This window comes from Serratia sp. CY83965 (assembly GCF_052166375.1).
Lineage (GTDB): Bacteria > Pseudomonadota > Gammaproteobacteria > Enterobacterales > Enterobacteriaceae > Serratia > Serratia marcescens.
This window is the reverse complement of record NZ_JBJNOV010000004.1, coordinates 494,880-514,274: the sequence shown is the minus strand read 5'-3', so window position 1 is coordinate 514,274 and position 19,395 is coordinate 494,880. Positions and strand designations below refer to the sequence as shown.

Genomic DNA, 19,395 nt, shown 5'->3' with positions numbered 1-19,395 from the left:
TGACTTTATACTTGGCGGCTTGTCCCCATATAACGGATGAGGCCGAGCGCAAATGGACTGTGCAATAAGCGTGCAAAACCACCCCTCCGGTTTGACTTGCCGCAAGTATTGACACGATTCCGCTTGACGCTGGGTAAGGTTTTTGTAATTTTACAACCAACCTTTTATTCACTAACAAATAGCTGGTGGAATATATGACTATCAAAGTAGGTATCAACGGTTTTGGCCGTATCGGTCGCATTGTTTTCCGTGCTGCTCAAGAGCGTTCTGACATCGAGATCGTTGCAATCAACGACCTGTTGGACGCAGAGTACATGGCTTACATGCTGAAGTATGACTCTACTCACGGCCGTTTCAACGGTACGGTAGAAGTTAAAGACGGCCACCTGGTTGTTAACGGCAAAACCATCCGTGTTACCGCAGAGAAAGACCCGGCTAACCTGAAGTGGAACGAAGTGGGCGTTGATGTGGTTGCTGAAGCGACCGGTATCTTCCTGACCGACGAAACCGCACGTAAACACATCACCGCCGGCGCTAAAAAAGTGGTTCTGACTGGCCCATCCAAAGATGCGACCCCAATGTTCGTTCGCGGCGCCAACTTTGACAAATATGCCGGCCAGGACATCGTGTCCAACGCCTCTTGCACCACCAACTGCCTGGCGCCACTGGCTAAAGTCATCAACGACAACTTCGGTATCGTTGAAGGCCTGATGACCACCGTTCACGCCACCACCGCGACTCAGAAAACCGTTGATGGCCCGTCTCACAAAGACTGGCGCGGCGGCCGCGGCGCATCCCAGAACATCATCCCTTCTTCTACCGGCGCAGCGAAAGCGGTTGGCGTGGTTCTGCCAGAGCTGAAAGGCAAACTGACCGGCATGGCGTTCCGCGTACCGACGCCTAACGTGTCCGTTGTTGACCTGACCGTGCGTCTGGAAAAACCGGCTACCTACGAAGAAATCAAGAAAGCCATCAAAGACGCCGCTGAAGGCTCTATGAAAGGCGTTCTGGGCTATGTTGAAGACGACGTGGTTTCCACCGATTTCAACGGCGAAGTGCTGACTTCCGTGTTCGATGCCAAAGCCGGTATCGCACTGAACGACAACTTCGTGAAACTGGTTTCCTGGTACGACAACGAAACCGGCTATTCCAACAAGGTTCTGGATCTGATCGCTCACATCTCCAAGTAATGGCATGATGTTAAGCTGATAATGAGGGCGACATTTTTGTCGCCCTTTTTTTACCCGTCATCTTTCGAGTCACCGCGTTGTTGGCTGCACACGCTCACCCCAGCCACTTACTTCGGTAAGCTCTTGAGGGTTCCTGTGCTTGCCGCCTGGCCGTGACCCGAAAGCTATAGGTTTCTTTGTATCTCCGGCAAACAATAGGTCATGAAATGAACGAGAAAATTTTCACCCTGCCCGTTTCCGAACAGATTTCTCCTTATATCAGCCAGCGGCAACTCGATGAGTTGGGCGTGGTTGTGGTGTCGCACCCGAAAGTGCGCGCGGCGGTCGCGCTGCAAGGCGCGCATTTGCTGGCCTGGCAACCTAGCGGGGAGCAGCCGGTGATTTGGCTCAGCAACAATACGCCTTTCGCCAAAGGCAAGGCCATCCGCGGCGGCGTGCCGATCTGCTGGCCGTGGTTCGGCCCGGTGGCGCAACCCTCCCACGGCTTTGCCCGCAACCAGCCCTGGAGTCTGACGGCGCACGATGAAGATGACAACGGCGTCATCCTGACCTTCACGCTGAAAGACAATGAGCAGACCCGCAAACTGTGGCCGCACGCCTTCACGCTGATTGCTCGCTTCAAGCTGGGTGAAGAGTGCGAAATCGAGCTGGAATCGCACGGCGATTATCAAGCCACGGCGGCGCTGCACAGTTACTTCCAGGTCGGCGACATCGATCGGATCAGCGTGGCGGGTCTGGGCGAGCCTTATATCGACAAGGTGGCAGGCGGCGCAGAGGCGCACCAGACGGGCGAAGTGACCTTCGTCGGCCAAACCGACCGCGTCTATACCCGCCCGGAAGCTTTCAGCCAGATCCGCGATCCGGCGCTCGCTCGCACCATCGAGGTTCACCACCATCATATGAGCGACGTCATCGCCTGGAACCCCGGCGTGGAACTCTCCTGCAGCATGGGGGATATGCCGAACGACGGTTACAAGACCATGGTCTGCATCGAGACAGGGCGCGTCAGCAAACCGCTGGTCGCTGCCGGTGAGCAACCCGCCCGTTTGGGAGTCACCTTCCGCAGCCGTAAGAAGGCCTGAGGAACCGTGCGCGGAAGCGCACCACTGATGTGCAAAAGGGGCGCCATCGCCCCTTTTTGATGCACGCCATGCACGATAACCGTGCAATGCGTGATTAGAAGGTGTAGCTCACACCCGTCATCAACAAACCGGTGTAAGATTTATCCACCATCGGGCTGTCTTTTACTTCATCCGACAACTTCACATAGCGGCCGACGAAGAAGGCGTTCCAGCTTTTGTTGATCTGATAATTGGCGCTCAATTCGAGATACGGGGCCCAGCTATCGCCAGGAGTGTAGCTGTCCAGGCCGCTGCGGCGTGATTCATTGGCGCTGACGCCGTAGTAATATTTGTTCTGGTTCTTGCTGTTCCACATCACGCCCACGCCCGGGACCAGCGTCAGCGCGTCCAGATCAAACTTGTACAGATAAGCGACATCGCCCACCAGCCCGTTGCTGTTGTTCAGCGTGTCGCCGGTGAAAGTGGTACGAAGGGTGCCCCATTCCGCGTTGTGCGAATAGGCCAGGCCGGCCATCAGCGTGCCGCGACGCTTGTCGAGGCGCTTCATGCGATCGTCGTCGCTGTCGCCCGGACGGTAGCCCCATGGCGTGTAGTAACCCATGATGCTCAGCTGGTTTTCTTGATCTTTCCACAGGTAGTAACCGGCGGTCAGAGTACGGAAGTAGAAGTCGTCACCTTCATAGTCGATGACGGGCACCGGATAAACGCGGTCCTGATAACCGCGATACGCGTCCGGACTAACCAGCGCGGCAGCACCGAGTGACCAGGTCCCCGCCTGAGCACTTTGCGCACAAACCATTGCGGAAGCGATAATTGCTAGCGTTTTGAGTTTTGAAATCTTCACTGGTTCTTTTTCCATAAATTACAGGGTTAATAGCCGCGATAGTTTATGTGAAAATTTAGTTGCGTGCCTAATCTTTACAAAGGAAAACGACCAAGATCGAATAACTTATAGCGGAATTATGAATTAATCATGGCGGAACGATGACGTTTTATCCCGCAGGCCGCGCCAGACAAGGCATTTGGCTTCCACGGTAATAACTGAGTCATTGATATGACTTAAAAAAAGCTTTTTCTGCGGCAGGAAATTTTCCGGCAAGCAAACTAAGCTTAAATCAGAAGGTGAATTTATCCTGGGCCCAGTGGCATACAGCGCAACTCGCGATAATAAGCGCACCAAGTTGGCATACGGGTTGCTGTACTCAGGCGTATTCTCATCTTTCGGGAGCCAGAACACTATCACACGCTCTCTTTAACCTGTGCTAATAACGAAAGGACGGGCATCATGAACATATTTGACCACTATCGCCAGCGCTACGAAGCTGCCAAGGACGAAGAGTTCACACTGCAGGAATTTCTTACCATTTGCCGGCAAGATCGCAGTGCCTATGCCAACGCGGCCGAACGTCTGCTGATGGCTATCGGTGAACCTGTGATGGTCGACACTGCGCTAGAATCACGCCTGTCGCGCCTGTTCTCCAACCGCGTGATCGCACGCTATCCGGCCTTCGAAGAATTCTACGGCATGGAAGAGGCCATCGAACAGATCGTCTCTTACCTGAAACACGCCGCGCAGGGCCTGGAAGAGAAGAAACAGATCCTTTACCTGCTGGGCCCGGTGGGCGGCGGCAAGTCCTCGCTGGCAGAACGTCTTAAAGCGTTGATGCAGCGCGTGCCCATCTACACCCTCAGCGCCAACGGCGAACGCAGCCCGGTCAACGACCATCCGCTGTGCCTGTTTAATCCGCAGGAAGATGCCACGATCCTGGAAAAAGAGTTCAACATCCCAAGTCGCTATCTCGGCACCATCATGTCGCCGTGGGCGGCGAAGCGCCTGCATGAGTTCGGCGGCGACATCACCAAGTTTAAAGTCGTGAAAGTGCGCCCTTCCATTCTGGAACAGATCGCCATCGCCAAAACCGAGCCGGGCGATGAGAACAACCAGGACATCTCCGCGCTGGTCGGTAAAGTGGACATCCGTAAATTGGAGAACCACGCGCAGAACGACCCGGACGCCTACGGCTATTCCGGCGCCCTGTGCCGCGCCAACCAGGGGATTATGGAATTCGTCGAGATGTTCAAAGCGCCGATCAAGGTGCTGCATCCGCTGCTGACCGCAACCCAGGAAGGCAACTACAACGGCACCGAAGGCATCTCCGCCCTGCCGTTCAGCGGCATTATTCTGGCGCACTCCAACGAATCCGAGTGGGTGACCTTCCGCAACAACAAGAACAACGAAGCATTCCTCGACCGCGTGTACATCGTCAAGGTGCCTTACTGCCTGCGCGTGTCGGAAGAGATCAAGATTTACGACAAGCTGCTGGACCACAGCGAGCTGACTCACGCGCCCTGCGCGCCGGGCACCCTCGAAACGCTGGCGCGCTTTAGCGTGCTGTCGCGGCTGAAAGAGCCGGAAAACTCGAGCATTTACTCGAAAATGCGCGTGTATGACGGCGAAAGCCTCAAGGATACCGATCCGAAAGCCAAGTCCTATCAAGAGTACCGCGACTACGCCGGGGTTGACGAAGGCATGAACGGCCTCTCCACCCGTTTCGCCTTTAAAATCCTCTCGCGGGTATTCAACTTCGATCACGCCGAGGTGGCGGCCAACCCGGTACACCTGTTCTATGTGCTGGAGCAACAGATCGAGCGCGAACAGTTCCCGCAGGATTTGGCCGAGAAATACCTCGAACATCTGAAAGGCTATCTGATTCCGAAATACGCCGAGTTTATCGGCAAAGAGATCCAGACCGCCTATCTGGAATCCTACTCGGAATACGGACAGAACATTTTTGACCGTTACGTGACCTACGCGGACTTCTGGATCCAGGATCAGGAGTATCGAGACCCCGACACCGGTCAGCTGTTCGACCGCGAGTCTTTGAACGCCGAACTGGAGAAAATTGAAAAACCGGCCGGTATCAGCAACCCGAAAGATTTCCGTAACGAAATCGTGAACTTCGTGCTGCGCGCCCGCGCCAACAACAACGGCCGCAATCCGAACTGGACCAGCTACGAGAAGCTGCGCACCGTGATCGAGAAGAAAATGTTCTCCAATACCGAAGAGCTGTTGCCGGTGATTTCGTTTAACGCCAAAACGTCGACGGACGAGCAGAAAAAACACGACGACTTCGTCGACCGCATGATGGAGAAAGGCTATACCCGCAAGCAGGTGCGCCTGTTGTGTGAATGGTATCTGCGGGTCAGAAAATCCTCATAACGCCTCAGGTAAGCGGCATTATCAGGGCCATGTCCACAGTCATGGACGTTGCAGCGCAGCCCAAGGAGGGGCTAACACATTGCGCTGTCGCGACCGGGACATGAAGAGTTGGCAACGTCGTTTGGGGGAAGTATGGCCTATTTCATTGACCGGCGGCTGAACGGCAAAAACAAGAGCATGGTGAACCGCCAGCGCTTCTTGCGCCGTTACAAGTCGCAAATCAAACAGTCGATTGCCGAAGCCATCAACAAGCGTTCGGTCACCGACGTAGACAGCGGGGAGTCGGTTTCCATCCCCACTGACGATATCAACGAACCGATGTTTCATCAGGGGCGCGGCGGCACACGCCATCGCGTTCACCCTGGCAATGACCACTTCGTGCAGAACGATCGCGTTGAGCGGCCTCAGGGCGGCGCAGGCGGTGGTGGCGGCCAGGGCAACGCCAGCCAGGATGGTGAAGGCCAGGATGAATTCGTCTTCCAAATCTCCAAAGACGAGTACCTCGATCTTTTGTTCGAGGATCTCGCCCTGCCCAATCTGAAAAAGAATCAGTACAAGCAGTTGACCGAGTTCAAAACCCATCGTGCTGGCTATACCGCCAATGGCGTGCCGGCCAACATCAGCGTCGTGCGTTCGCTGCAGAACTCGCTGGCGCGACGTACCGCCATGACCGCCGGTAAAAGACGCGCGTTGCACGAGCTGGAAGATGCGCTGAACCAGTTGGAAAATACCGAGCCGGTGCAATTGCTGGAAGAGGAGCGGCTGCGCAAGGAAATTGCCGAACTGCGCAAGAAAATCGAAAGCGTGCCGTTTATCGATACCTTCGACCTGCGCTACAAAAACTATGAGCGCCGGCCGGAGCCCTCCAGCCAGGCGGTGATGTTCTGCCTGATGGACGTGTCCGGCTCGATGGACCAGGCGACCAAAGACATGGCCAAGCGTTTTTACATTCTGCTCTATTTGTTCCTGAGCCGAACCTACAAAAACGTCGAGGTGGTCTACATTCGCCATCACACCCAGGCGAAAGAGGTGGACGAACAGGAGTTCTTCTATTCGCAGGAAACCGGTGGCACCATCGTTTCCAGCGCGCTGAAGTTAATGAATGACGTAGTCGAAGAGCGTTATGACCCGGCGCAATGGAATATCTATGCCGCGCAAGCGTCGGACGGCGACAACTGGGCCGACGATTCACCGCTGTGTCATGAGCTGTTGGCGAAAAAGATCCTGCCGATGGTGCGTTATTACAGCTACATAGAAATCACTCGCCGCGCTCACCAAACGCTGTGGCGCGAATACGAGGATCTGCAGGCGAAATTCGACAACTTCGCCATGCAGCATATCCGCGAACCGGACGATATCTATCCGGTATTCCGCGAACTGTTCCGTAAGCAGACCGTGTGAATAACGCCGCGTGAATGTCACCACAGCCGGAAAGCGCCGTTTTCCGGCTGTTTCTTTTTCGCATTATATATTTGCAAAACCCATGTTTATTTTTTAAACAATGACAACAACAATAATAAGTCAGATTCCCCAGAACGGTCCTCTCTATTATTTGTTCTTCTGAGGTTATTCCTAAACATCCGCCTCTGCCCCCGCACGGCTTGATAGGAATATTCCCATTCAGTTATCGTTACCCCATCGCTTAAGTCTCTTCCTAAGCGAAATTTGCCTCATTTTATTTTTCTATGGCTTCTCAGCCCGCTGCGGCGGGCATTTACCTGTCAGCAGGTTAGACATCATGATCGACTACACCCTCTATGGCCTCAACAAGCACGATGTTGATGAATACCATAAGCAAATATGTTGCCTGCTCGGCAAAAACGTGCTGCTGGTGTTGACCGCCAACAAGCCGATAACCAAACAGAACCTGCTCGCCAGCCTTATCCAGGAGATAGAAAAGCAGCCCGATGATTATTTTCAGCGGCTGCATCGCGCGGCGATAGAAATGATCGGCGTTAACGGGCGCTAAGGCGATATGCGTAAGGCAGACCTCTACGCCATTATTGCCGCCGCCGTCGTGTTGATGATGCTGTTATAGCGACATCAGCGCCTATCCCTAATTAGCGCCTATTACGCCGGCGCTTTCGTCCGGCGTAATAGGCAGCGAAGGGATAATCTGCCGCAGGATGTCACCTTTTAGTCCGGAGAACCTTCCTGCCCCTGCTTTATTTCAAACCGGCCGCTTCGTCAATCAAACTCGCCACCTCATCGGCATGGGAAACCAGCGAGGCATGGCTGGCATTCAGCACCATCACTTTCTTAGCCTGCAGCCGCTGCGCCATGCGCCGCTGATTCTCCGGCGCTATCATGCGATCGTCGCTGGAAAGTTGATACCATGACGGCTTATGTTTCCAGGCGGGTTCGCCGATGGTGTTGCCAAAGGTATCAGCCAGCGGAGCCTTCTGCGCCACCGCCATCACCAACGCCTCGTCGCCGGTCAGATCCTGGCAAAAGCTTTCGTGAAACTTGTCGGTTTTAATCCACAGATAACCGTCGCTGTCCGGGGCCAGATTCTCGACTGCCGCAGGAGGATGCGCTTGCGTAATACCGCCGGCACTTTCACCGGCATCCGGCGCAAATGCGGCGATGTAGACCAGGCCAACCACGTTAGGCTGGTTGCCCATTTCCGTGATCACGGCACCGCCGTAAGAGTGCCCGACCAACAATACCGGCCCCGCTTGCTGCGCGACCATCTTGCGCGTACGTTCCGCATCCTCAGCCAGCGACGTCAACGGCATTTCCACCGCATGAATCGCCGTATATCCCCTGCGCGACAACTCGATGATGACCTTACTCCAGTGCGCGGCGCCGCCCCAGAATCCGTGTACCAGCACGATAGTTGGTTTTGTGCTCATTGCCGACTCCTTCATCTCATAGGAAAACGCCGCAGGCAGATGAACGGCCCCTTAAGGGGCGGGTCTGGCTGCCTTCGACGCCACGCGGTCCCTATTTTATATAGTCAGACTCATGGCGTTCAGCAATAGCGACGACGAGTTAACGCCCCCGATTTTCCACCGCCGCCACGGCTTATCGAAGCGGCTTACGCCGCAAGGCCGGGAAAAAAAAGGATTAAAACTAGGATTTTTACCCATACCGATCTAAAATTTCGCGCAAAAACAAAGAGAAGTAAATTTGGTCCACCGGGAAAAGGAATGAAGTTGTGAAGGAAATGATCTCCATCGTTTTTATGGCATGTCTGCTGGCGCTGCTGTTTTCGTGGCTGTTCGTCTACGGTCTTAACATTCATTAACCCCGTAACGACAACCATCCCCCTCCCAGGCGGGCAAGCGGCGCATCGCGACTGATGCGCTAAAACCGGCACCTGAAGGGTTCACGTACCGTCAAAACCCGACGCCACCTCACCTTAGACTTGCTGTCCGCAAATACATCATTAGTTTTTATGAGTCATAACCCCACCGCGTTTCCCCCCTTCACCGACTCTTTTACTGCTCAGCGGAGTTCACCCCAGAAGGAAGACTTGCCTGACGCAAAATGTTACCGGTAACTATGCTGTTGATTTCTTTTGGCAATAAACGCAAAGCCGTTAATAACCCTACGTTCTTTATAGAAATAAATTATGCATACTTATGGATAAAGGTTTGAATAAAGGGCCTTTGGTCATTGATTATCCCCGGCCAAGCTCCTAGAATTCGCGCGTAAAAATACAACTGGGATCGGGTTTCATGTCGCCGCTGTGGGTTGCAACGCAATACTGTTATTTTATTGGTCTGTTAGTTTCTATGGTTTTCACCTACCTGGTTAGCCGGGACACCGTCAAAATTCGCTGCATCAGCGCACTGACCATCGGGTTAACCTGGCCGTTGAGCCTGCCGGTGGTGTTGCTGTTTTCGCTGTTCTAACGCCCCAATGTCGCGCGGTGGCTTTTAAACAGTCATGTTAATGAAAAGAGGCTGACCACCGGCGTCATGGTTTTTGGCGTGGGATAAAAAAGTGCCAGCGCAAGGCTGGCATGAAAATTGGAAGCAATGTGAGCAATGTCGTGCCGGATCGGGGGGCACAGAAGGAGACAACCCTTTTCCCCTCACCGGCGAATCAAATGATAATACGTCTCATTATTGAATGTAAAGTCATTTCCCTACGCAACTTTTCCCCTTTGGGAAACTATCCGCCGCGCGGCGATCGCCAGCGCTGATACAATCGCCCCGCCCCCCACACCAGCAGCCAGAGCAAAGCATTCAACCCCAACCACAGCATCAGCAAGTAGAAGAAAGTCTGATAACCGGGTATGCCCCGATCGGCCAAAAACGGGTTGAAGTGAAAAAATTTGACGATCGCGAACGGATTAAGATTGAAACGGTTGAACACGGCCGCTGTCAGCAACGGTGGCAACAGCGTATAAAACGCCAGGCTGAACAGCAGCAGGATTTTTGTGCCCGAAGTGTTTTTATAATCTTTCATATCAATAAATTATATCTATCATCATAGTGCAAAAACCGCCAGGCATTCGTACGCCAATCGACCCCGCGGGCGCTAAAGAGTTCCAGGCCAACGCGGAAATAAAGCCGATCCCGCGTTTAATTGTCATTTAGCGCTCGGGTGATATATACCCTGTGGATTTTAAATTACGATGTCGCCGCGCCGTCTTCAACCACAGCGTTTGCATGGCATCATCAGGAGGCATTAATGAAACCGGACGCACTCTCCCTGCCGCCGAACCCGAAAAAGCTCAAGGTCATCTACGGCTGGTACATTTATGTGGTCTATATCCTGCTGGTTTTCAATATTTATATGGCGGTCTACAACGTCTGCGTTCGGCACCCGATCGAGGCTCCGCTGTTGTCGCTGTTTCACAGCCTGTTTCTCGCGTTGATGCTGCAGCAGGTGCTCAAGAAGAACGTCGTTTTCGCCTGGATCTTGCTGAGCTATTTTATTCTGATGCGCCTGTATTACGCCAATGTGCTGCATGTTGAGTTCACGCTGGTGAGCCGTGGCCTGGTGCTGCTGATTCTGACGCTGCTGCTGACCGGCGCCGTGGCCGTCGGGCAACTGGCCACGCCGCCGCAGCGGCATGACTGGCTGGCGCGGTTGGGCTGGCGGCAATGGGGGGCGCTCACCGCGCTGGCGGCCATCCTGACGCCGCTGATTACCACCGACTATCTGGGATAAACTGGGGCTATTTGGGAATATGAGGTTCGGAAATGTCTACGACACGGCATATTTTGGTGTAGTTACCCGCCTTCTCACAGATCTTGTCCGTGACGAACATGCTAAGGTAGCCCAGCAACAGCAAGTAGCCGGCCATGCACAGAATAAAGATAAGCGTTCTCACCGATAGCGACCAACCTGACAAGAGTATCACGAGCATCATAACCTGAACGAGGCGCTTTAAAAGGATTTCATGTGCGCACCGGCCGCATCGGCACACGTTCTGTAGTAACATTAAGCCACCACGCCCACCACCGGAAACGCCGATGCACCATCTGATGTTAGACATTGAAACCCTGGATATAAAACCCAGCGCCGTCATTCTGGTGGTTGCGGCGGTGTTTTTCGATCCCCGAACCGGGGAACTGGGCGCCGAATTCGAAGCCGCCGTCAGCAGCCAGAAAGACCAACCGGGCCGAACCATCAGCCTTGACACGGTCGCCTGGTGGGCGAAACAGTCCGATGAAGCGCGCAAGCAGGCCTTCGGCGGCACCGAGAGCCTGAAGCGCGTGCTGAGCAGCCTTAGCCGCTTCATCCATATGAACAGCACCGACACGGTGAAAGTCTGGGGCAACGGCAAAGAGTTCGACTGCGCGATCCTCGAACACGCCTTCCAGCAGCTGGAAATGCCCTGCCCGTGGAAATTCTGGGATACCCAGGACGTGCGCACGGTGATCACGTTGGCGGAACTGCACGGCTTTAACCCGAAAAAGGCCCGCCCGTTCGAAGGTATGCCGCATCGGGCGCTGGATGATGCTCGCCACCAGGCCCGTTATGTGGCCGATACCGTCTCGGCGCTCTATTACCGCCAGGGGGCGCAGCGCTGACCCGCTTTGCCCCTTTTCATTTGCCGCCAGAGTCTCTACTCTAGCCCTCTTTGTCACTCGGACGTGCCTTTCCTGTTATGCAAAAGTTTCTGTTTATGCTTCTCAGCCTGGTGCTGCTCGGCCCATTAGGCATCGATCTTTATCTGCCGACTATTCCCGCTATTGCCGTCGGTCTGGGCAGCAGCGAAGCGCTGATCCAATCCACCATATCGCTATTTATTCTGGTGCTTGGCCTCGGCCAGGTCATTGCCGGCCCGCTGGTGGACAACTATGGCCGCAAACCGGTGGCGCTGGCCGGCATTATCCTCTACATGATCGGCGCCGCGATGGCGGCGCTGGCCACCAGCCCGACGATTTTCATCGCTTCGCGTCTGCTGCAAGGGGTGGCGGTTTGCTGCACCGCCGTCGTCGCCTTCAGCGGCGTGCGCGATCGCCTGAATGGCGACGACGCCGCCCGCGCTTTCGGCTTTCTTAACGGCACGCTGAACATCATCCCGGCGCTGGCGCCGCTGCTCGGCGGCCTGCTCGCCGAAGCCTTCGGCTGGCGCGCTCCCTTCTGGTTCCTGGTCGGCTACGCGCTGCTGGTGTTGGCGCTCATCGCGCTGCGCCTGCCGGAAACTCGCCCTGCCGACACCGTGCCGGTCAAGGGGTTGCCGGTGCGTCAATACGCGCGCATCCTCAGCGAACGGCGTTTTCTCTCCTTTGCGGTGGTGAACTCCGGGGCGATGGGCATGGCGCTGACCTACGTTTCTCTGGCACCGAACGTGCTGATGGGCACCGCTGGCCTGACACCGCTGCAATTCTCGCTGGTGTTCGGCGCCAACGGTTTCTGGATCATGCTGGTCAGCTTCTTCGCCAACCGCATCATCCACAAGGTCGGCCGCCCGGTTTGTCTGGCGACCGGCGGCATTTTGATGGGGCTGGGCTGTCTGGGTCTGCTGCTGGGCGTCATGCTGCTGCCCGCGACGGCGCAAGCGCACTGGCTGGCGTATATGCTGCCAGTCGCCAGCGCCTGCGCCGGATTGGCATTCGTAATGGGCCCGGCCACCAGCTACGCGTTGGAACCCTACTCCAATGAGGCCGGCGTCGCGTCCGCGCTGGTCGGTTTCGTGCAGATGGCGGGCGGCGCCGCGCTGGGTCTGGTGGCGATGGCGTTGCCGCTGCAACCCAAGCTGTCGCTGGCGCTGGTGATGCTGGCGGGCTGCCTGCTGGCGCTGCACGCGCGGCGGCTCAGCAAGCAGATTAAAGGGCAGATCAGAAAAGTCGCCTGAGCCCCGGCTCAGGCTTCGGTGGCGACCGGCACTCGCGCCGCTAAAGCCGACAGCAGCTCATAGCCTAACGTCCCTGCCGCCGTGGCCACCTCATCCACCGGCAGACGTTTCCCCCACAGCTCCACTTCGGCGCCCAGTTCGACTTGCGGACAGGGTGTCAGATCCACCGCCAGCATATCCATCGATACCGTTCCCAGGGTGCGCGTCAGCACGCCGTCAACCCATACCGGCGTACCGGTCGGCGCATGACGCGGATAGCCGTCGGCGTAACCGCAGGCCACCACACCGATACGCTGTGCGCCTGCGGCGCTGTAACGGCCACCGTAACCCACACGATCGCCAGACTTCAGCTGCTGAATGCCGATGATTTCACTGCTCAGCGTCATCGCCGGCTGCAGCCCCGTCGCCGCAACGTCATTCCAGCAACCGCTCGGCGAAGCGCCATAGAGAACGATCCCAGGACGGACCCAACTGCCGTGGGTCGAAGGGTGCCACAGCGTGGCGGCCGAGTTGGCCAGGCAGCGCGGCAGCGGTATATCGGTAGCCGCCGCCTCGATGGTAGCCATTTGCCGGGTCACACCTTCAGGGCCGTCGGCGGTGGCGAAGTGGCTCATCAGCGTAAGCTCGGCAATGTTGGCTACCGCCTGCGCCCTGCGCCACACCTCATGCAGCCGCTCGGGTGCGAACCCCAGCCGATTCATGCCACTGTTCACTTTCAGATAGACATTGAGCGGCGCGTTCAGCGTGGCGTCGGCGATCGCCGCCAGCTGCCAGTCGCTGTGCACCGCCGTCGTCAGGCGATAACGGTCGAGCAACGCCAGATCCTGCGGCTGGAAGAAGCCTTCCAACAACAGGATAGGCCCTTGCCAACCCGACTCGCGCAGCAGCACCGCTTCGGCCAGATCCAGCATGGCGAAGCCGTCGGTTTGCGCCATGCTTCGCCAAACGTGTTTGATGCCGTGGCCATAGGCGTTAGCCTTGACCACCGCCCAGACTTTGGCGCCGGGGGCGAAACGGCGCACCACCTGCAAGTTATTTTCAATCGCGCCGAGATGCATCGTGGCGGTTATGGGACGGGGCATCGCTTCTCCTTGGGGCAACGTACGGCGGCCACGCGCGCCTGCACGTGGCCAGGAAAGTCTATGACAGCGTCGACGATTAACGTGCGGGATGCACGTCGTTCAGCGGAACCGCGTGTTGCTGGCGAAACCCGGCGCTGTAACGCGCCACCGCCAGGTCATCGGAAGGGATCGCCGGCGTAATGCCGGACATCAGATCGGACAACAACTGCCCGGAGCCACAGGCCATCGTCCAGCCCAACGTGCCATGTCCGGTATTGAGATACAGGTTCTTCAGCGAGGTGCGGCCGACAATTGGCGTGCCGTCCGGCGTCATCGGCCGCAGGCCGGTCCAGAACGTCGCCTCTTCCACTCGGCCGCCGTTCGGGTAGAGATCGCGCACCACCATTTCCAGCGTTTCGCGCCGTTTTTGCTCCAGCTGCGTATTGAAACCGACGATCTCCGCCATGCCGCCAACGCGAATGCGCTGGTCGAAGCGTGTGATGGCGATTTTATACGTCTCATCCAATACCGTAGAGAACGGCGCCGCCGCTTCGTCGGTGATAGGAATGGTCAACGAATAGCCCTTCAGCGGGTAAACCGGAATGGACACCAGGCCGCGCAGCAGCGCCGTGGAGTACGAGCCGAACGCCACCACATAGCTGTCGGCCTTGAACACTTCCTCGCCGCACTGCACGCCGGCGATCTTGTCGCCCTCCACCAGCAGACGATCGACGCTGCGGTTGAACAGGAAAGTGACGCCCGCCTGCTCTGCCATCTTCGCCAACTGTTGCGTAAACAGCTGGCAATCGCCGGTTTCGTCGTTCGGCAACTGCAGGCCGCCGGTCAGCTTGTGCGCCACCTGCGCCAGCGCCGGCTCGACGCTGCCGAGTTGGCCGGCTTCCAGCAATCTGTAAGGCACGCCGGCATCTTCCAATACTGCAATGTCTTTCGCGGCGTTTTCGAACTGTTGTTGAGTGCGGAACAGCTGCAGCGTGCCGCCCTGGCGACCTTCGTACTGGATGCCGGTTTCCTGACGCAACGCCTTGATACAATCGCGGCTGTATTCCGCCAGACGCACCATGCGGCCTTTGTTGGTCATGTAGTGTTCGGTGTTGCAGTTCTTCAACATCTGCCACATCCAGCTCAGTTGGAAGCTACTGCCGTCGAGGCGGATGGCCAACGGCGCATGGCGCTGGAACATCCACTTGATGGCCTTCAGCGGCACGCCCGGTGCCGCCCAAGGTGCGGCATAACCCGGTGAAATCTGCCCGGCGTTCGCCGCGCTGGTTTCCAGTGCGGGGCCTGGCTGACGATCGATCACCGTCACCTCATGCCCCGCCTTCGCCAAATACCAGGCACTGGCTACGCCCACCACTCCACTACCTAAAATTACCACTCGCATCGCTGACTCCAGCTCAAGGCTTCACAAAGCATAATCTTCTGCTTACAGGAAATTAACTCAGTGAAAAAATCCGTCCAACAACTTCGTCATCAAACGTGACAATATTCACAATTAATTTATCGTCGATGAGTCATGCATTTGCAATAGCCGTCTGCAAATAGCGATAAGATGCGGTTTAGAGGGGATTATGGCGTCATACCGCCACTGAATTGATATCAACGCTATCAATGATAGCACTCAAAAAAGGCGTGATAAGTAACATTGATTTAACAGAATATAAAAATACCAGCCAACAATTAAACAGAACAAAAACCCAATAAAATAAAAAATACCAACATAACAAACAAAGAGAGCCGCCTCCCTCCGCAGCAGAAAAATCGCGCAAAATTTAAGCTGCCGTTAACCTTGCTTTCACTACTGGAATAAAACACCCGAGCCCTTAGCCCGCCCGCTTATGTTGAACGCTGCAGCACGATATGAACGTTAAAGCCAGAAGCAGCGCCTAAAGTTCACACTGTCGCTATTGTGGAGAACGCCTTATGTTCATCGCCATTTACCAGTTTTCAGTCAAACCCGGACACGAACACGCCTTTCGCCAGGCTTGGCTAGCGTTGACCCAAGGCATCTATCTGCAGCGCGGCAGCCTCGGCTCGCGCCTGCATCGGGATATGGGCGGGCAGTTTATCGGCTATGCGCAATGGCCAAGCCGAGTCGCATGGGAAAGCGCCGGTGATATTCAATTGGATGAACGCTACCGGCAAGCCCGGGAACGAATGCGTGCGACCTTGTTGGCAGATAAAACGCTATTTGAAATGGAAGTGACGGACGATTACCTGCAAATCAGACCGTTTGACTGAGCACAAGCCCACACAGGCGGGCTTGTGGTTGCGGGAGCGAGCAGCATCAATGATGCAGCATCTCATCCACGACTTCTTTGGTTTGCAGTTGGAATGGGTAGTAAGTCGGCCAGTTATCCATCTCTTTCAGCAACGCTTCCTGCGACGTGTTGCCCATAAAGATATGGAAATGCGCCGATTTGCGCGGGCCGATAATGTGATCGCTGAACTGCACGAATTTCGGCGCCAGGCTGCCGGCATCCTGGCATTCAAACAGATAACGCACGCCCTTTTTACCGGAAACATACGTCAGGATCTTATGCCCGGCGTACTTATACTGACAGGCGCTGGATTGGTCACCGCGGTGAAATTCCATGACGCCGTTTTCAATGCCGATGGTATCTACATCGGTGGCGTACCCTTTGCGGTAATACGCCTTCACTTCGGCGAAGGTCTTGCGCTTGTCCTGTGCCGCTTTCTTCTTGAACACCGGGTCAAGATCCCCATTGAGCAGATAGGGATACACAGATTGCCACACCCCCTCCCAATCCGCCAGGTTGCGATCTTTGACGTCCTTATCGTCGAATACACCCGCCTCCGCCTTTTTTTCCACCTCCGTCAGCGGCTTGCCGTGTGAATGATGCCCGTGGGCGCACGCCTGCCCGCTGATAAACAACGCGGCCAGCGCCACCGCCAGTTTGCCAAAATGCCTCGCCAAAATGCGCTCCTTGTCCGTTACCACGAAAATTAAAAGTTACAATATAACATAACAATTTTCAATCCTTGTTGTGCAACAGGCATTGTGTTGCGCCCCCCTGCCGCAGGGTTATACTCGAAGAGGGAGTACGGTGCCGCGCCGCCTTCTGCCGGGACGGGCGCCGGATCGACCGCCGTTCGCTCCTTTGCGTACCGGCATTTTTATTTCACTGATTTGCAATGGTTAATTATGACTTGAACTATGCTTGTTACAGGGTCTGCCGTTTGAGCAAGACCCGTGAATAATGAGGGTGCGCTGATGACTACTTCAACACATGAAAAGGTTAAGGATGATAAACGTCTGAGCGATGGACCGGACTGGACGTTCGAACTGCTGCAGGTGTATTTGGAGCAGATCGACCGCGTCGCCAAGCATTACCGACTCGACACTTACCCCCATCAGATCGAGGTGATCACCTCCGAGCAGATGATGGACGCCTATTCGAGCGTCGGCATGCCGATCAACTATACCCATTGGTCCTTCGGCAAGAAGTTCATCGAAACCGAACAGCGCTACAAACAGGGCCAGCAAGGGCTGGCGTATGAAATCGTCATCAACTCCAATCCCTGCATCGCCTACCTGATGGAGGAAAACACCATCACCATGCAGGCGCTGGTGATGGCGCACGCCTGCTATGGCCACAACTCGTTCTTCAAGAATAACTATCTGTTCCGCAGCTGGACCGACGCCAGCTCCATCGTCGATTATCTGCTGTTCGCCCGCCACTACATCAGCCAATGCGAAGAACGCTACGGCGTCGATGAAGTGGAGCGACTGCTGGACTCCTGCCACGCGCTGATGAACTATGGGGTCGACAGGTACAAGCGCCCGCAGAAAATCTCCCTGGTGGAAGAGAAAGCGCGCCAGAAAAGCCGCGAAGAGTATCTGCAAAGCCAGGTGAATACGTTATGGAAGACCTTGCCACGCGTCGAACGTGAAGAGTCGCCGGAGCAGGCGCGCCGGTATCCGAGCGAACCGCAGGAAAATATCCTCTATTTTATCGAAAAGAATGCACCGCTGCTGGAACCCTGGCAGCGTGAGGTGTTGCGCATCGTGCGCAAAGTCAGCCAGTATTTCTACCCGCAAAAGCAGACTCAGGTGATGAACGAGGGTTGGGCCACCTTCTGGCATTACACCATCCTCAACCATCTGTACGACGAGGGCCGAGTGACCGAGCGGTTTATGCTGGAGTTTTTGCACAGCCACACCAACGTGGTGTATCAGCCGCCGTACAACAGCCCGTACTATAACGGCATCAACCCTTATGCGCTGGGCTTCGCCATGTTCCAGGACATCAAGCGCATCTGCCAATCGCCGACCGAAGAAGACCGCTACTGGTTCCCGGACATCGCCGGAAAAGACTGGCTGGAGACATTGCACTTCGCCATGCGCGACTTCAAGGACGAGAGCTTTATCAGCCAGTTCCTGTCACCCAAAGTGATGCGTGATTTCCGGTTGTTCACCGTGCTGGACGACGATCGCAACAACTATCTGGAGATTGCCGCGATCCATAACGAAGCCGGTTACCGGGCGATCCGCCAGGAGCTGTCGGCGCAATACAACCTGAGCAACCATGAGCCGAACATTCAGATCTGGAACGTGGATCTGCGCGGTGACCGCTCGCTGACATTGCGTTACATCCCGCAGGAACGCGCGCCACTGGATAAGAGCCGCCGCGACGTGTTGAAGCACCTGCACCGCCTGTGGGGCTTCGACGTGATCCTCGAGCAGCAAAATGAAGACGGCAGTGTAGAGTTGCTCGATCGCTGCCCGCCGCGGCCTACGCCGCTGTAACCGCCGCAACGACAAAGGGCGCCAAAATGGCGCCCTTTCTTTTTCATTGACTCGCGATTAACGGCGCGCTTCGGTCAGATCGCTCGGCATGGTGCCCTGCATGCTCTGCCAAATCGCCCCGCTGTCCTTACCGTAGTTGCGCACGGTGTCCATCACCTGGTCGTACAGCTTCTCATGGCACAGCGTGGACAGCTTGCTGTAGAAGGTCAGCGCCAGCTTGCGCGCTTCCGGGTTGGAGAAGTAGTAACGGCCCACGCGGGTGTACAACCCTTTCAGACCGTTGAAGATCAGGCCGTAGATCGGATTGCCGGAAGCGAACGCCAGACCGCGGAAGATCTCGTAATCGAGCAGATTGAAAGCGTCCGCCTGATCTTCAACCTCGGCGGCCTTCGCCAACACTTCCTGGGCCTGCTCCGGATGATTGCGCACCGCGGCGCGAATAAAGATCGACGCGATATTGGTGCGCACGGACAGCAGGTTATCGATCAGCTGAGGGACGCTTTTGTGATCGAGACGAGCCACCGTCTCAAGGATATTGAGGCCGGACGTTTCCCAAAAATTGTTCACTTTGGTCGGTTTGCCATGCTGAATGGTCAACCAGCCATCGCGGGCCAGACGTTGCAACACTTCACGTAACGTGGTGCGCGTGACGCCAATCAACTCCGAAAGCTCACGCTCCGCGGGCAAAATAGAGCCAGGGGGGAAGCGATTATTCCAAATACTCTCAATAATGTACTCTTCCGCGAAACCGGCAGGACTCTGCGCCTTTATGACCATGTGTTTGACGTT

At 55.9% G+C, this 19,395-nt stretch carries 19 protein-coding genes; 11 read left to right on the top strand and 8 right to left on the bottom strand.

Annotated features, from left to right (window positions below):
* Window positions 1-194 precede the first annotated feature (194 nt).
* Both gapA and ACJ8PL_RS13340 read left to right on the top strand, forming a co-directional pair.
* On the top strand, window positions 195-1,190 hold the full coding sequence (gapA, locus tag ACJ8PL_RS13345) for a glyceraldehyde-3-phosphate dehydrogenase (protein WP_016927474.1): 996 nt from the start codon (window positions 195-197) through the stop codon (window positions 1,188-1,190).
* A 206-nt stretch (window positions 1,191-1,396) separates the two neighbouring features.
* Complete coding sequence (locus ACJ8PL_RS13340) at window positions 1,397-2,272, top strand: D-hexose-6-phosphate mutarotase (RefSeq protein ID WP_116403569.1); 876 nt, start codon at window positions 1,397-1,399, stop codon at window positions 2,270-2,272.
* Between the two features lie 94 nt (window positions 2,273-2,366).
* On the opposite strand, the gene ACJ8PL_RS13335 is transcribed toward ACJ8PL_RS13340, so the two are convergent.
* Together ACJ8PL_RS13335 and ACJ8PL_RS13330 are read right to left on the bottom strand one after the other, a co-directional pair.
* Window positions 2,367-3,131, bottom strand: coding sequence for a MipA/OmpV family protein (locus ACJ8PL_RS13335; protein ID WP_015378103.1), 765 nt, complete (start codon window positions 3,129-3,131; stop codon window positions 2,367-2,369).
* 108 nt (window positions 3,132-3,239) lie between these two features.
* Window positions 3,240-3,515, bottom strand: a complete 276-nt coding sequence (locus tag ACJ8PL_RS13330) for a hypothetical protein (RefSeq protein WP_153297016.1) — start codon at window positions 3,513-3,515, stop codon at window positions 3,240-3,242.
* Window positions 3,516-3,557: 42 nt separating this feature from the next.
* Here ACJ8PL_RS13330 and yeaG point away from each other — a divergent pair, with 42 nt between their 5' ends.
* The 3 genes from yeaG (at window position 3,558) to ACJ8PL_RS13315 (ending at window position 7,461) form a co-directional block, all read left to right on the top strand.
* Window positions 3,558-5,492 (top strand): protein kinase YeaG, encoded by a 1,935-nt coding sequence (gene yeaG / locus ACJ8PL_RS13325; RefSeq protein WP_016927472.1) that lies wholly within the window; start codon window positions 3,558-3,560, stop codon window positions 5,490-5,492.
* A gap of 132 nt (window positions 5,493-5,624) precedes the next feature.
* Window positions 5,625-6,893: a YeaH/YhbH family protein gene (locus ACJ8PL_RS13320; protein WP_016927471.1), complete on the top strand. Its 1,269-nt coding sequence runs from the start codon at window positions 5,625-5,627 to the stop codon at window positions 6,891-6,893.
* A gap of 337 nt (window positions 6,894-7,230) precedes the next feature.
* Window positions 7,231-7,461, top strand: coding sequence for a hypothetical protein (locus tag ACJ8PL_RS13315; protein WP_004932237.1), 231 nt, complete (start codon window positions 7,231-7,233; stop codon window positions 7,459-7,461).
* 196 nt (window positions 7,462-7,657) lie between these two features.
* Here the strand turns inward: ACJ8PL_RS13315 and ACJ8PL_RS13310 are convergent, their stop codons facing one another.
* Window positions 7,658-8,347 (bottom strand): alpha/beta hydrolase, encoded by a 690-nt coding sequence (locus ACJ8PL_RS13310; protein ID WP_016927470.1) that lies wholly within the window; start codon window positions 8,345-8,347, stop codon window positions 7,658-7,660.
* An 828-nt stretch (window positions 8,348-9,175) separates the two neighbouring features.
* Between ACJ8PL_RS13310 and ACJ8PL_RS13305 the strand changes: the two genes are divergently transcribed.
* A complete protein-coding gene (locus tag ACJ8PL_RS13305; protein ID WP_015378105.1) occupies window positions 9,176-9,352 on the top strand; it encodes a GhoT/OrtT family toxin in 177 nt (58 codons plus the stop codon).
* Window positions 9,353-9,614: 262 nt separating this feature from the next.
* Here the strand turns inward: ACJ8PL_RS13305 and ACJ8PL_RS13300 are convergent, their stop codons facing one another.
* Window positions 9,615-9,911 carry a hypothetical protein gene (locus tag ACJ8PL_RS13300; protein WP_079451966.1) on the bottom strand — a complete coding sequence of 99 codons (297 nt, stop codon included), beginning with the start codon at window positions 9,909-9,911 and terminating at the stop codon, window positions 9,615-9,617.
* Window positions 9,912-10,136: 225 nt separating this feature from the next.
* Between ACJ8PL_RS13300 and ACJ8PL_RS13295 the strand changes: the two genes are divergently transcribed.
* The 3 genes from ACJ8PL_RS13295 to ACJ8PL_RS13285 all read left to right on the top strand — a co-directional run bounded on the left by ACJ8PL_RS13295 (window position 10,137) and on the right by ACJ8PL_RS13285 (window position 12,756).
* Complete coding sequence (locus ACJ8PL_RS13295) at window positions 10,137-10,619, top strand: hypothetical protein (RefSeq protein ID WP_016927467.1); 483 nt, start codon at window positions 10,137-10,139, stop codon at window positions 10,617-10,619.
* Between the two features lie 305 nt (window positions 10,620-10,924).
* Complete coding sequence (locus ACJ8PL_RS13290; RefSeq protein WP_004932251.1) at window positions 10,925-11,485, top strand: 3'-5' exonuclease; 561 nt, start codon at window positions 10,925-10,927, stop codon at window positions 11,483-11,485.
* A gap of 77 nt (window positions 11,486-11,562) precedes the next feature.
* Window positions 11,563-12,756 (top strand): multidrug effflux MFS transporter, encoded by a 1,194-nt coding sequence (locus tag ACJ8PL_RS13285; RefSeq protein WP_016927465.1) that lies wholly within the window; start codon window positions 11,563-11,565, stop codon window positions 12,754-12,756.
* 8 nt (window positions 12,757-12,764) lie between these two features.
* Here ACJ8PL_RS13285 and dadX read toward each other — a convergent pair whose 3' ends face one another.
* Window positions 12,765-13,838, bottom strand: coding sequence for a catabolic alanine racemase DadX (dadX, locus tag ACJ8PL_RS13280; protein ID WP_028127471.1), 1,074 nt, complete (start codon window positions 13,836-13,838; stop codon window positions 12,765-12,767).
* 76 nt (window positions 13,839-13,914) lie between these two features.
* Window positions 13,915-15,219, bottom strand: a complete 1,305-nt coding sequence (locus ACJ8PL_RS13275; RefSeq protein WP_028127472.1) for a D-amino acid dehydrogenase — start codon at window positions 15,217-15,219, stop codon at window positions 13,915-13,917.
* Window positions 15,220-15,758: 539 nt separating this feature from the next.
* Here ACJ8PL_RS13275 and ACJ8PL_RS13270 point away from each other — a divergent pair.
* Window positions 15,759-16,076, top strand: coding sequence for an antibiotic biosynthesis monooxygenase family protein (locus ACJ8PL_RS13270; protein WP_016927462.1), 318 nt, complete (start codon window positions 15,759-15,761; stop codon window positions 16,074-16,076).
* A gap of 46 nt (window positions 16,077-16,122) precedes the next feature.
* On the opposite strand, the gene zinT is transcribed toward ACJ8PL_RS13270, so the two are convergent.
* Window positions 16,123-16,773 (bottom strand): metal-binding protein ZinT, encoded by a 651-nt coding sequence (gene zinT, locus ACJ8PL_RS13265; RefSeq protein ID WP_016927461.1) that lies wholly within the window; start codon window positions 16,771-16,773, stop codon window positions 16,123-16,125.
* A 297-nt stretch (window positions 16,774-17,070) separates the two neighbouring features.
* On the opposite strand from zinT, the gene ACJ8PL_RS13260 reads away from it, so the two are divergent.
* Window positions 17,071-18,606 carry a SpoVR family protein gene (locus tag ACJ8PL_RS13260; protein ID WP_016927460.1) on the top strand — a complete coding sequence of 512 codons (1,536 nt, stop codon included), beginning with the start codon at window positions 17,071-17,073 and terminating at the stop codon, window positions 18,604-18,606.
* Window positions 18,607-18,663: 57 nt separating this feature from the next.
* Here the strand turns inward: ACJ8PL_RS13260 and fadR are convergent, their stop codons facing one another.
* On the bottom strand, window positions 18,664-19,383 hold the full coding sequence (fadR, locus tag ACJ8PL_RS13255) for a fatty acid metabolism transcriptional regulator FadR (protein WP_025303107.1): 720 nt from the start codon (window positions 19,381-19,383) through the stop codon (window positions 18,664-18,666).
* Between the last annotated feature and the right edge of the window lie 12 nt (window positions 19,384-19,395).